Genomic DNA, 12,801 nt, shown 5'->3' on the forward strand with positions numbered 1-12,801 from the left:
GCCGTGCCGGGTCAGGCTGGCGTGAGAGCGAGCTCGTAGCGCCAGGTGTCGCCCGCCGACCCGGTGCGGGGCATCCCCACATTGCGGAGCGTGCGCTGCGAGGCGATGTTCGTCGACCCGGTCTCGGCGATCACGCGCAGGGCGCCGTTGGCGCGCGCGACGGCGATGATCCCGCGCAGCGACTCCGCGGCGTAGCCCTTGCCGCGGGCGTCGGGGATGAGGCCGTAGCCGACCTCGACTGTTCCGGATGCGTCGGGCGGCCCCCCGAATCCGATCCCGCCGATCGCCAGGCCGTCTTCGCGACGGCGCACCTGGTAGTACCCCCACGGTCGCTGGTCGCCGCCCGCGACAGTCGAAGCCAGGAAGCCGCCGACGGCTTCGAGGTCGCCCTCGAACGGGTAACCGGGCGCCCAGGCGTCGAGCGACGTGGGCACGCCTCCGAGGATGCGCTCCGCTTCGATCTCGTCGATCGCGTGCAGCACCAGTCGATTCGTCATCGTGTCGGCCACGTACCGCATGCTACGCCAGTGGATGGACGACACGCGTGCATCCGTCGGGTAAGCACGTCGGTCGGCTCGGTGCGACCGTCAGGCCGCCGTCACTCGGGGGCGACCGGCCCCGGCTCGCCTCCGGTGATGCGCACGAGTTCGTCGAACGTCGTCGCGAACACGGTGTGCGCGTGGCCCGCGGCCGCCCAGACCTCCGGGTAGTCGGCCAGGGCGGTGTCGACAATGGTCCGTATCGGCTCCGGATGGCCGACGGGGGCGACACCGCCGATGGTCTGCCCGGTTGCGGCCTTCACGGTTTCGGCCTCGGCCCGGCGGATCGTCCCGCCCAGGCGTTCGCCGAGCCAGGCCGTGTCCACGCGGTGGGCGCCGGAGGTCATCACCAGCAGGGGTTCGCCATCGATCGTGAAGACGAGCGAGTTGGCGATCGCGCCCACCTCGACGCCGAGCTCGGCGGCCGCAGAGACCGCCGTCGGCGTCGCCGACTCGAACCATTTCGTGCGCGGTTCGACCCCGCTGGCCTTCAGCGCATCCTCGACCCGGTCGACAGCCGGGTGTGTGTGATCGCTCACGGTGCGACCACCAGCGATCGTTCCGCGCTCTCCACGACGTTCTGCAGGAGCAGGGCGCGAGTCATCGGGCCCACTCCCCCCGGGTTCGGCGAGATCCAGGACGCAACGTCGGCCACATCCGCCGCCACGTCGCCCGCGACCCGGCTCTTGCCGGTCTCGGGGTCGGTCACGCGGCTCACACCCACGTCGAGCACGACAGCGCCGGGCTTCACGTTCGCCGCCGTCACGAGGTCGGGGACACCCGCTGCGGAGACGATGACGTCCGCGCTCCGCAGGTGCTGGTCGAGGTCGACGGTGCCGGTGTGGGTGAGGGTGACCGTCGCGTTGACATCGCGGCGGGTGAGCAGCGATCCGATGGCCCGGCCGACCGTCACTCCACGACCGATCACGACGACATGCTTGCCTTCGAGGTCGACACCGTGTCGCCTGATCAGCTCGATGACCCCGCGCGGCGTGCACGGCAGCGGCGTCGAGATCGGGCGGCTGACGTTCAGGACCAGCCGGCCGAGGTTCGTCGGGTGCAGTCCGTCGGCATCCTTCGCCGGATCGACCAGCTCGAGGATCGCATCCGTGTCGATGTGCGACGGCAGCGGGAGCTGCACGATGAACCCGGTGCAGGCCGGGTCGTCGTTGAGCTCCTCGATCACGGCCTCGAGTTCGGCCTGCGAGATCGTCGCGGGCAGGTCGCGGCGGATGGACGCGATGCCGACTTCGGCGCAGTCGCGGTGCTTGCCGGCGACGTACCACTGAGATCCGGGGTCGTCGCCGACGAGGATGGTGCCGAGCCCCGGCACGACACCCTTCTCGCGCAGCACTGCGACGCGACCTGTCAGTTCCGCTTTGATCTCGGAGGCCGTGGCCTTGCCGTCAAGTATCTGGGCAGTCATGCCGTTCCTTTCTCCAACGCCGAGAACAGGGTTCTTCCCGTTATGAGAGTCCGATAACCGGAACAACCCTGTGCTCGACGGGCGATGAGGTGAGTTGGATCAGATAGAGGAAGGAAGCTCTACTGCGATCGACTCCTGGCCGGAGGCGCCGAGGCCCGGGTAGAGCGGGAACTCGTCGGTCAGCTTGCGCACACGGGTGCGCAACGAAGCGACGTCGGCCTGCGGCTTGAGCGCTGCGGCGATGATGTCGGCGACCTCGGTGAACTCGGCATCGCCGAAACCGCGGGTGGCGAGTGCGGGCGTGCCGATGCGCAGACCGCTCGTGACCATCGGCGGGCGCGGGTCGAACGGCACCGCGTTGCGGTTGACCGTGATCCCGACCTCGTGGAGTACGTCTTCGGCCTGCTGGCCGTCGAGCGGCGAGTTGCGCAGGTCGGCGAGGACCAGGTGCACGTCAGTCCCGCCGGTGAGCACGTCGACGCCGCCCGCCTTCGAGTCGTCGGCGGTGAGACGGTCGGCAAGGATCTGCGCGCCTCGGATGGTGCGCTCCTGACGGTCGCGGAACTCGTCCGTCGCCGCGAGCTTGAAAGCGGTCGCCTTCGCCGCGATCACATGCATGAGCGGTCCGCCCTGCTGGCCCGGGAACACGTTCGAGTTCAGCTTCTTCGCGAGCTCGGTGTCGCGGCTGACGATGAAGCCGGAGCGCGGGCCGCCGATAGTCTTGTGCACGGTGGAGCTGACGACGTCGGCGTGGGGAACCGGCGACGGGTGCAGGCCGGCGGCGACGAGCCCGGCGAAGTGCGCCATGTCGACCCAGAGCTTCGCACCCACCTCGTCGGCGATCTCGCGGAACGCCGCGAAGTCGAGGTGACGGGGGTACGCGGACCAGCCCGCGATGATGACGGTCGGCTTGTGCTCGATCGCCTTGTCGCGAACGACGTTCATGTCGACGAGGAACGACTCGGGGTCGACACCGTACGAGACCGCGTTGTACAGCTTGCCCGAGAAGTTGAGCTTCATGCCGTGCGTCAGGTGGCCGCCGTGCGCCAGCTCCAGCCCGAGGATGGTGTCGCCCGGGGTCGCGATCGCGGCGAGAACTGCGGCGTTCGCGGTCGCACCCGAGTGCGGCTGCACGTTGGCGTATTCGGCGCCGAACAGGCTCTTCGCCCGGTCGATCGCCAGCTGCTCGGCGATGTCGACGAACTCGCAGCCGCCGTAGTAGCGGCGGCCCGGGTAGCCCTCGGCGTACTTGTTGGTGAGCACGGACCCCTGTGATTCGAGGACGGCCCGCGGAACGAAGTTCTCGCTGGCGATCATCTCGAGGTAATCGCGTTGGCGGCCGAGCTCCTGCTCGAGGACGGCGGCGATCTCGGGGTCGACCTCGGAGAGGGGTGCGGTGAAAGTGGAAGATACTGCGTCGGACAAAGCTGGCTCCTTCATGACAGGGTTTGGACAGGTGTCATCCGTATCGACCCAGGCGCGCGGCCGAATCCGCCCATGTAATCAAGGCACATGTCGCTTCCCAATGGTGACCATTTGAACGCCAGTTGCGACGAGAGCAGCATAGCAGGGCCGCGACGGCGCCCACGTGCTCTTGCCCTTATGTAAGGACCCCTGCGATACTCGCGGAGGTGTCGGCTTTCCGGGGTGGGGCGAATCGACCGCCGATGAAGGGAAATCCTGTGCCCCAGACCCCCGCCGTCCCGGTGATTCCACGCCCGGTGTCCGTAGAGCCGATCGAGGCCGCCCCGTTCACCCTCGCGCCGGATGCGCGCATCAGCGTCGCAGGCTGCGGTGCGGATGCGGTGGCCCGCTCCCTCGCGGCCGCGCTGGCCGGCGACTGCGGCCGGCATCCCGCGATCGTGGACGAGCCGCCCGCCTACGGCGACTTCGCCATCATCATCGCCGAGGGCGAGGCGCCGGATGGCCACAGCGCGGAGGGCTACTCCGTCACCGTCACCTCCGAGGGTGTCCGGATCGGCGCCGACACCGAGGCCGGCGCCTTCCTCGGAGTGCAGACGGTACGCCAGCTCATCCCGGTCAGCTGCGGAGCCGACCCGCTGACGATCCCCGCTGTGAGCATCCGCGACCATCCCCGGTACGCCTACCGCGGTGCGATGCTCGACGTCGCCCGCCACTTCTTCACGGTCGAGGAGATCGAACGGTTCATCGACGCGATCGTGCCCCTCAAACTCAACCACCTGCATCTTCACCTCAGCGACGACCAGGGCTGGCGGATCGACATCGTGAGCTGGCCGAACCTGGCCCGGCACGGCGGATCGACCGGCAGCGACGGGTCGCGCGGCGGCTACTACACCCAGGACGACTACCGCAGGCTCGTCGCCTATGCGGGCGAACATCACATCACGATCGTGCCCGAGATCGACATGCCGGGGCACACGAACGCCGCGCTCGCCTCGTATCCGCAACTGAACCCATCCGGGATCGCACCCGCTCTCTACACCGGCTCGAAGGTCGGCTTCAGCACTCTCGACGCCGACAGCATGACCACGTACGAATTCATCGACGACGTGATCCGCGAAGTGAGTTCGCTCACGCCGGGTCCGTACCTGCACATCGGCGGCGACGAATGCCTGAGCACGCCGCCGGAGCAGTTCCTGCGTTTCATCGGCCGCGCATCCCAGGTCGCCGCCTCGCACGGCAAGACGCTCATCGGCTGGCACGAGATGGGGGCGAGCGATCGGCTGCCGGCAGGCACCATCGGCCAGTACTGGGACTACCTGGCCCCGCGCGGCGACGCAGCCGAGGACACGCTCTCCTTTGTGCGGCAGGGCGGTTCGGTGATCATGTCGCCCGCCGACGTCTCCTACATGGACATCGTGTACGAGGACGGCGACCGGCTCGGTCAGGACTGGGCGGACGGGCCGACGACCATCCGGGACTCCTACGTGTGGGATCCCGCACGCATCGTGCCCGGGCTCGGGGATGCGCACATCCTCGGTGTCGAGGCTCCGGTGTGGACCGAGACGCTGGCGACCATCGACGAGGTCGAATCGATGGCGTTCCCGCGCATCGCAGCGGTTGCGGAGGTCGCCTGGTCGGCGCCGCCCGCCGACACGGCCGAGATCGACTCGGTCCGTGACTTCGCGGAGTTCGCTCCCCGTCTCGCCGCCCTCGGCGAGCGCTGGGACCAGGCCGGCACCGTCTTCCGGCGCGTGCCCGGTGTGCCCTGGGTGTCAGGGGTAGCCGAGGAACCAGAGCAGGATGATCGCGACGGGCTGCAGGGCGACTCCGACGCCGAGCACGACGCTGCGGGCCCGGCGCGAGTGGGTGAGCCCCTGCGCGCCGAGCAGCGGTGACAGCGGGAGCAGCAGCCGGAACAGGCTCTGCTGCGGCAGGAACACCGCGAACAGGTAGAGGCCGAAGCTGGCGGCGTAGGCGACCACCTCGGTGCCGAGGGCGCGCACGGATGGGCGGGTCAGCATCCACACGAATCCGACGATCACGGCGAACACCAGGAGCGCTCCGAAGACGCTCGCGTATTTCACGGTCAACATGAACCACGGGGTGAGCGGAATGAACGCCACCCGCCCCACGAATCCGGTCCACCAGGACAGCTCGGTCTGAAGGTAGGCTCCCGGAAAACCGGTGACAGCGGATGCGATGAGCGGCCACGCGAGACCGGCGACTGCCGTCGTCACCCCGGCCGCCACCATCGCAACGCGCTCCCGTCTGGCGAACGGGTGGACCTGGGCGTCCCTGCGGCGCTGCAGCAGCCGCACAACGAAGACGACGGCGAGCATGAGCGGGATGGCGAGGGCGCCGGGTTTCGTGAACGCCGCCAGGACCCCGAACGGGATCACCAGCCAGTACCGCCGCACCATCGCCGCCCACAGGCTCGCGAACAGCAGCGCGAAGAACAGGCTCTCGGCGTAGGCGATCTGAAGCACGAACGAGAGCGGGCCGAAGCAGAACAGGATGGTCGCCCACAGTCCGGAGGTCGCTCCTGCCCTCGAAGCCACGAGCCGATAGAGGACGAGCGCGGCCACGGCGCCGAAGACGACCGCCACGATCACGCCCGCCGGGTAGAACCCGAGGCCGGTGACCGCCATCACGAAGCGGGCGATCAGCGGGAAGAGCGGGAGGAACGCCCACGCGTTCTGCTCGACGTTGCCATCGGTGTCCGTCGGGATGGACGTCGGGTAGCCCTGTGTCGCGATCTGCTTGTAGTACGACGCGTCCCAGGAGCCCGAGAACGTGAAGAAGTCAGGGTTGGCGCGCGGGCTGGCGAACGTCCAGTGCTCGGTCGTCGCGACGATGAACAGCGCGAGCATGAACGTCGTCGTCACGATGCGCGAGACGACATAGACGCCGAGCACCACCACCCACCACGGGTAGGAGCGACCGGCGATGCCGATCCGCGTCGTCGCAGCGGTGTCCGTGCGCTCCGGTACGAACACGTCCCGAAGTCCCATGCCTTCCAGTATTCACGAGCGCGGGGCCACGCGCGCGCCGAGCACAGGAAAAAGCATCCTCAGCGCGCCTCTGAGGATGCTTTTTCCTGTGCTCGGCGGCTACTTGACGGCTACTTGACGCTTCCGGCGGTGAGGCCGCCGACCAGACGCTTCTCGATGAGCATGAACAGGACGACCACGGGGATCACCGCGACGATCGACACGGCGAAGACGTACTGCCACGCCGCGTCGTACTGGCCGACGAACTTGGTGAGGGCGACCGACAGCGGCTGGTTCGCATCCGTCGACAGGATCACCAGGCTCGCCGCGAATTCGTTCCACGAGGCCACGAACGTGTAGATGATCGCCGTGACGATGCCCGGCCACACGAGCGGCAGCTGGACCCGGAAGAGCACGGTCCACTTGCCTGCTCCGTCGAGCTGCGCCGCCTCGTCGATCTCCACCGGCACGCCGGCGAAGAAGTTGTGCATGATCCAGATCGCGAAGGCGAGGTTGAAGGCCGCATTGACGAGGATCATCGCGAGCCAGGTGTCGGCCAGCCCGATCGCCACCATCTCTTTGAAGAGGCCGGTCGCCAGCACCGTCGGCTGCAACATCTGGGTCACGATGACGAGGAAGAGGAAGATCCCCCGCCCCGGGAACTTGAACCGGGCCGTGTAGTAGGCGGCCGGCACGCAGACGACGAGCACGAGCACCGTCGCGAACACCGAGATCACGATCGTGGAGATCAGGTTCTGGGGCAGCGGGGTCTCCGGTGTCGACCACATCGTGATGTAGTTCTCCGGGTGCCAGGTCGTCGGCAGGTAGGTGGGCGGCACGGCCAGGATGTTGAACCGGCTCTTGAACGAGCCGATCAGCATGATCAGGTACGGCGCGATGAACACCAGCACGATGACGAGCCCGGCGATCATCCGGCCGACGATGCGGCCCGAGAAGCGGCGTTCGCTCGAGCGCCGGCGCGGTGCCGCAGTGCGCGGTTCTCCGGCCAGCATGGCGGGGGCGGGGGCGGTCATTTCACGTCCTTCATCGGCTTCACGATCCACAGGTACAGGGCGACGATCACCAGCACGATGCCGAAGTTGATGACGCTGAGGGCGCTCGACAGGTCGATCCGCTGCTCACCCTGCAGCAGCTTGAACACATACGTGGTCGTCGTGTCCGCTTTGTAGCCCGGTATCGACCCGGTCATCAGCTTCAGGATCGGCAACGAGTTGAACACGTTGATGATGTTGATGAGGCTGGCGAGCGCGATCGCATTCCGCAGGTTGGGGAGGATGACGCCGAAGTAGGTGCGCGTTGCGCCCGCGCCGTCCATCTTGGCCGCCTCGAGCATGTCGCCGGGGATGCCCGCGAGACCCGCGAGGATCGTGTACGTCGTGAACGGCAGCGAGACGAAGACGGCGATGCAGATCGACGAGAGGAACGCGGGAAGCGGCTGCTGGGTGAAGCCGAACGGCGCGTTCAGCACGTGGATGTCGACCAGGAACTTGTTGATGATGCCGTAGTACGGGTCGAGCCCGTAGACGAAGACGGTGGTCGTCATGACCACGCTGGCAGCCCACGGGATGAGGATCGCCATCCTCACCCACTGGCGGCCCGGGAAGTTCTTGTTGAGGAACTGGGCGAGCACCAGCGAGATGACGACGGTCAGCGCGACGACCACCACCACCCACACGAAGGTGTTCACGAGGATGCCGGGCAGTTCGGGACGGCTGAGCACGGTGGCGTAGTTCTGCAGGCCGACCGAACCGTGGTCGACGCCCGAGACCGAGATCTTGCGCGTCGAGTTGTAGATCATGAAGCCGGCGGGGAACAGCACGACGCCGAAGATCAGGATGAGCGCCGGAAGCGTCCAGGGCACCGCGTGCCACAGGTCGGAGACGCCCGAGGTCGAGCGGCCGGGCGGGCGCGTGGTCGCGCCGCCCGCCCCGCGGCGGGGACGACCGGATCCGGCCGCCCCCGTCGGGGTCGATGTTTCATCGATGGACTGACTCATGCGACCGGTTCTACTGCCCGACTGCCTTGGCCTGGATTGCCTTCAGCAGGTCCGCGGGCTTGGCACCCTGGGCGAGCTGACCGATCTGGCTCTGCATGGCGCCCTGTGCCGCCGTCCAGTTGGGGTTGGTCGACGGGTAGAACTGGGCGTTCGGGAGCAGATCGAGGAACGGCTTGATGGTCTCGTTCGAGGCCATCTCGGTTGCGCCGGACTTCGTGGTCGGCAGGAAGCCTTCCGTGCTGACCCACTTCGTGTAGACCGGTGCCGTGTAGAAGTAGTCGAGGAACTTCTTGATCGACTCCGTCTTGTCCGTCTTGTTCTTGAACGCCATCAGGTGGTCCGCGACGCCGAGCGTGAACGGCGAGCCGTCCTTCGTCGGGATCGGGGCGATTCCGTAGTTGAGGCTGGCGTTCTTGTCCTTGATCTGGCCGACGGTCGGCGGGAGGCCGACCTGCATGCCGATCTTGCCCTGGATGAAGACGTTGAGCAGCGGCGTGCGGTCGGTCGAGCCGGCGTTCGGCTCGGTGACCCCGGCGTTGATCAGCTTCTGCATCTCGGTCGCGCCCGTGACGTTCTCGGGCGAGTCGATGGTCAGCGTCTTGGAGTCGCCGTACCCGCCGCCTGCTCCGTAGAACCAGATGGCCGACTCGGCCTGCGCCTCTTCGCTTCCGAGCGGCATACCGTAGCCGATGCTGCCCGCGGCCTTGATCTTCGCGGCGTCAGCCTCGAGGTCGGCCCAGGTCGTCGGCGGTGCGGTGATGCCTGCCTTCTGGAAGATGTCCTTGTTGTAGAACAGGGCACGGGCGGATGCGATGAAGGGAAGGCCCCACTGCGTTCCGTCGATGCTCGCGTTCTTGACGAACGAGGGCTGGAAGTCGTCGAGGGTCTTCGCCGAGACGATGTCCTTCGCCGGGTAGAGCAGGTTGTCGGAGGCGAACCCCGCGAACGCGTCGATGTTCAGGATGTCGGGCTGCTTGCCCGCCTGGATCTTGGTCTTGATCACATCGTTGATCGCGGTCCACGACTGAACGTCGAGATTGACCTTGATATCGGTGTTCTTGGCCTCGAAATCCTTGATGATCTGCTGCCACTCCGCCTTGGTGCCGTCGGAGTAGCTGGCGACCATCAGGTTGAGCGTTTTCGCGTCGCCGGATGAGGAGCTTGAGCCGCCCCCGAATCCGCAGGACGCCAGCGTCAGGGTGGCGACTGTCGCTGTGGCGACGATCGCTCCCAGTCGCAGAGACTTCTTCATTGACTTCCTCACTCTCGAATGGACGTGCCGTCGCCGGAAGAGCCTGCGCAACGGTGCGTGTGTGATCCGGGTCACCACCGCAGGACGTGTGCTGTGATGATTTATGAATCATTCACTGATAAAACAATCACTTTCATTCAATCAGTGCTCAGATTCTTGCGCGGATCGTTCGCGAGGTCAAGAAGCGCACCGCACATCGTTACACACCGTTTACACAGGTTCATCCGGCTCCGCCCTGCGGCGGCTATTCCGACTGAATATGATTACTAGACAGACGTAACGATCATTTGCAATCATTGATGCACCATCGCGATCGAAAGAGAGCCTCGCAATGACCGAAGCACGGCACACCGCCGGGGGAAGCGCGCCGGGCACCCATATGGAAGCCGAGCTGAACTCCCAGCCCGACACCTGGGCACGCGCCGCCGACCTCCGGGCCGAGCAGGCGCTCCTGCCTGCGCGGGGCGAGCGGATCGCGGTGGTGGGTTGCGGAACCTCGTGGTTCATGGCCCAGTCCTACGCGACGCTGCGTGAGACCGCGGGACACGGAGTCACCGACGCCTTCGCCGCATCCGAAGCCTTCATCGATCGCGACTACGACGCGATCGTCGCGATCACCCGCTCCGGGACCACGACGGAGGTCCTCGAACTCCTCGACGGTCTCCGGGGCACGACCCGCACGATCGGAGTGCTCGGCGCACCGGACACCCCACTCGTCGACCTGGTCGACGACGTCATCGTGCTCCCCTTCGCCGACGAAGTGTCCGTCGTGCAGACGCGGTTCGCCACCACCGCCCTCGCCCTGCTGCGCGCATCTCTCGGCGAGAGCCTCGACGCGGCGATCGTCGATGCCGCCTACGCCCTCTCCGCCGACCTCGACGAGCTGCTCCTCACAGCCGACCAGTACTCGTTCCTCGGCACCGGCTGGACCGTCGGAATCGCGCACGAGGCCGCCCTCAAGATGCGCGAAGCGAGCCAGTCGTGGACCGAATCGTATCCGGCCAAGGAATACCGGCACGGGCCGATCGCGATCGCCGCACCCGGGCGCGTGACCTGGATGTTCGGTGCAGCACCGGACGGCCTGTACGACGACGTCGCGGCGACCGGCGCCCACTTCGAGCACCGCGCGATCGATGCGATGGCCGACCTGATCCGCGCCCAGCGCGTCGCACTCGAACGCGCCCGATCCTTCGGACTCGACCCCGACGCCCCCCGCAACCTCACCCGCTCCGTCATACTCGACTCGTGACCGATCCGTCGCCTGCAGCTGTGAGGTCCAGCGGTGTCGCGCTCGGGTCGGGCAGCGCCGTGCTCGCCTTCGACGTCGGCGGCACCGACATGAAGGCCGCCCTCGTCGACAGCGCGGGCGTCATCCGGGCGCTGGAGCGCATTCCGACGCCCCACGACGGCGAGCGGACCGCGGATGCGGTGCTCGCGAGGCTGGCCGAGGTGGCCGCACGATTCGGGGCGGCGTATCCCGATGTCGTCCCGCTCGCGGCCGGACTCCTCGTCCCCGGGCACGTCGACGACGAAGCCGGCGTCGGCATCCTCTCGGAGAACCTCCACTGGCATGACGTACCGTTCCGCGATCGGTTCGAAGCGCTCATCGGCATTCCCGTCACGTTCAGCCATGACGTGCGCGGTGCCGGCGAAGCAGAGCACCGCCTCGGGGCGGCGGCACCGTTCTCGGATGTCGTCGTCATGGTGATCGGAACGGGCATCGCCGGGGCGATCTTCATCGGCGGCGCACTCCACACCGGCGGCGGGATGGCGGGCGAGATGGGCCACTCCCGGGTCGCCGACGGCCCCGCGTGCGCCTGCGGCGGAACCGGATGCCTCGAAGCCGTCGCCTCGGCAGGGGCGATCGCCCGTCGCTACAACGCGCGCACCGGGGCCGAGGTCGCAGGCGCGAAAGAAGTGATCGATCGTGCCCGCAACGGCGACGCGGATGCGGCGTGGGTGTGGGAGACCGCACTCGACGCCCTGGCGCTCGACCTCTCGCACACCGTCGCACTGCTCGCACCACAGGCCATCGTGATCGGCGGCGGCCTGTCGCAGGCGGGTCCGGTGCTGTTCGAACCGCTCGCCGAGCGCCTCGACGCGATCCTGACCTTCCACCGGCGGCCCCTGCTGCTGCAGGCGAGCATCGGCGAGGATGCGGGCGTGATCGGTGCCGCTCTGCGGGCACGCGACCGCATCGCGGCGAGGGAGCTGACCGCGTGATCCTCACCGTCACCCCGAATCCCGCGCTCGACGTGACCTACCGGGTGCGCGCGCTCGAACCGGGAGAGAGCCATCGCGTCGAGGCTCCGGTCGTGCGCGCCGGCGGCAAGGGCATCAACGTCGCCCGCGTCATCGCCCAGACCGGTGGCCACGCCCTGGCACTCGCGACAGCGGGCGGTGTCACGGGATCCCGGCTCTCCGCCGACCTTCTCGCTAGCGGACTCCCCCATGAGCTCGTCCCCGTAGCGGCCGAGACGCGAACCAGCATTGCGATCGTCGACGAGACCGAATCGCACGCCACCCTGCTCAACGAGGCCGGCCATCCGCTGAGCGTCACGGAGTGGGAGCACCTCGGCGAGGCCGCGGACCGGCTGAGCATCCCGGCGCAGTGTCTCGTCGCCTCCGGCAGCCTCCCTGCCGACGCACCGGAAGGGTTCTTCGCTTCGCTCGTCGCCATCGCCCGCGACCGAGGCATCCCGAGCGTCGTCGACACCACCGGGCCCGGCCTCGTGCTCGCGGCGCGGGCCGGTGCCAACGTGCTCAAACCGAACCGGCGCGAGCTCGCAGAGACCACCGGCGAGAGCGATCCGCTCGACGGCGCCGCCCAGCTCATCGGCCTCGGCGCGGGACTCGTCTTCGTCTCGCTCGGCGAGAAAGGGATGCTGGCACTCAGCGCATCCGACCCGTCGCGCCCGATCCGCGCCCGGCTGGACACCCCGCTCCGCGGCAACGCCACCGGTGCGGGCGACGCCGCCGTCGCCGCGATCGCGAGCTGCCTGGTGGAGGGCGTGCGCGATCCGTCCGCCATCCTGTCCCGCGCGATCGCTTGGTCGGCCGCGGCCGTGCTCGCTCCGGTTGCCGGCGAACTCGCTCCGGGCTTCGCTCAGCTCGAGCGCAGGCTCGTCGTCACCCCGGCCTGACCCGCCCGC

General features: G+C 67.9%; 11 protein-coding genes, 1 pseudogene and 1 riboswitch. Of the genes and pseudogenes, 4 read left to right on the top strand and 8 right to left on the bottom strand.

What is annotated here, in order from left to right; translation table 11 throughout:
* Positions 1–11: 11 nt before the first annotated feature.
* From AAYO93_RS14220 to glyA, 4 genes are all read right to left on the bottom strand, one after another.
* Entirely contained in the window at positions 12–509 is a 498-nt protein-coding gene (locus AAYO93_RS14220) for a GNAT family N-acetyltransferase (RefSeq protein WP_345761828.1), read from the bottom strand.
* Positions 510–598: 89 nt separating this feature from the next.
* Positions 599–1,078: a YbaK/EbsC family protein gene (locus tag AAYO93_RS14225; RefSeq protein ID WP_434056642.1), complete on the bottom strand. Its 480-nt coding sequence runs from the start codon at positions 1,076–1,078 to the stop codon at positions 599–601.
* Positions 1,075–1,965 (bottom strand): bifunctional methylenetetrahydrofolate dehydrogenase/methenyltetrahydrofolate cyclohydrolase, encoded by an 891-nt coding sequence (locus tag AAYO93_RS14230; protein ID WP_345761829.1) that lies wholly within the window; start codon positions 1,963–1,965, stop codon positions 1,075–1,077. The genes AAYO93_RS14225 and AAYO93_RS14230 overlap by 4 nt, the downstream gene beginning before the upstream one ends.
* A 99-nt stretch (positions 1,966–2,064) precedes the next feature.
* Positions 2,065–3,405 (bottom strand): serine hydroxymethyltransferase, encoded by a 1,341-nt coding sequence (gene glyA, locus AAYO93_RS14235; RefSeq protein WP_345761830.1) that lies wholly within the window; start codon positions 3,403–3,405, stop codon positions 2,065–2,067.
* Positions 3,406–3,429: 24 nt separating this feature from the next.
* Positions 3,430–3,526, bottom strand: a riboswitch (ZMP/ZTP riboswitch).
* 106 nt (positions 3,527–3,632) lie between these two features.
* On the opposite strand from glyA, the pseudogene AAYO93_RS14240 reads away from it, so the two are divergent.
* A pseudogene (locus AAYO93_RS14240) lies at positions 3,633–4,970 on the top strand (family 20 glycosylhydrolase); the annotation flags it as partial.
* Positions 4,971–5,162: 192 nt separating this feature from the next.
* Here the strand turns inward: AAYO93_RS14240 and AAYO93_RS20215 are convergent.
* The 4 genes from AAYO93_RS20215 to AAYO93_RS14255 all read right to left on the bottom strand — a co-directional run bounded on the left by AAYO93_RS20215 (position 5,163) and on the right by AAYO93_RS14255 (position 9,649).
* A complete protein-coding gene (locus tag AAYO93_RS20215; protein WP_434056643.1) occupies positions 5,163–6,401 on the bottom strand; it encodes a hypothetical protein in 1,239 nt (412 codons plus the stop codon).
* Positions 6,402–6,511: 110 nt separating this feature from the next.
* Positions 6,512–7,414: a carbohydrate ABC transporter permease gene (locus AAYO93_RS14245; protein WP_345761832.1), complete on the bottom strand. Its 903-nt coding sequence runs from the start codon at positions 7,412–7,414 to the stop codon at positions 6,512–6,514.
* Positions 7,411–8,397, bottom strand: coding sequence for a carbohydrate ABC transporter permease (locus tag AAYO93_RS14250; RefSeq protein ID WP_345761833.1), 987 nt, complete (start codon positions 8,395–8,397; stop codon positions 7,411–7,413). Before AAYO93_RS14250 ends, AAYO93_RS14245 begins: the two co-directional genes overlap by 4 nt.
* A 10-nt stretch (positions 8,398–8,407) precedes the next feature.
* Positions 8,408–9,649, bottom strand: a complete 1,242-nt coding sequence (locus AAYO93_RS14255) for an extracellular solute-binding protein (protein WP_345761834.1) — start codon at positions 9,647–9,649, stop codon at positions 8,408–8,410.
* A gap of 331 nt (positions 9,650–9,980) precedes the next feature.
* Here AAYO93_RS14255 and AAYO93_RS14260 point away from each other — a divergent pair, with 331 nt between their 5' ends.
* From AAYO93_RS14260 to AAYO93_RS14270, 3 genes are all read left to right on the top strand, one after another.
* Entirely contained in the window at positions 9,981–10,898 is a 918-nt protein-coding gene (locus tag AAYO93_RS14260) for an SIS domain-containing protein (RefSeq protein WP_345761835.1), read from the top strand.
* Between the two features lie 89 nt (positions 10,899–10,987).
* Complete coding sequence (locus tag AAYO93_RS14265; RefSeq protein WP_345764893.1) at positions 10,988–11,872, top strand: ROK family protein; 885 nt, start codon at positions 10,988–10,990, stop codon at positions 11,870–11,872.
* Entirely contained in the window at positions 11,869–12,792 is a 924-nt protein-coding gene (locus AAYO93_RS14270) for a 1-phosphofructokinase family hexose kinase (RefSeq protein ID WP_345761836.1), read from the top strand. The genes AAYO93_RS14265 and AAYO93_RS14270 overlap by 4 nt, the downstream gene beginning before the upstream one ends.
* The last annotated feature ends 9 nt before the right edge of the window (positions 12,793–12,801 follow it).

The sequence above is a fragment of the Diaminobutyricibacter sp. McL0608 genome, assembly GCF_039613825.1.
Classification (GTDB): Bacteria; Actinomycetota; Actinomycetes; order Actinomycetales; family Microbacteriaceae; genus Diaminobutyricibacter.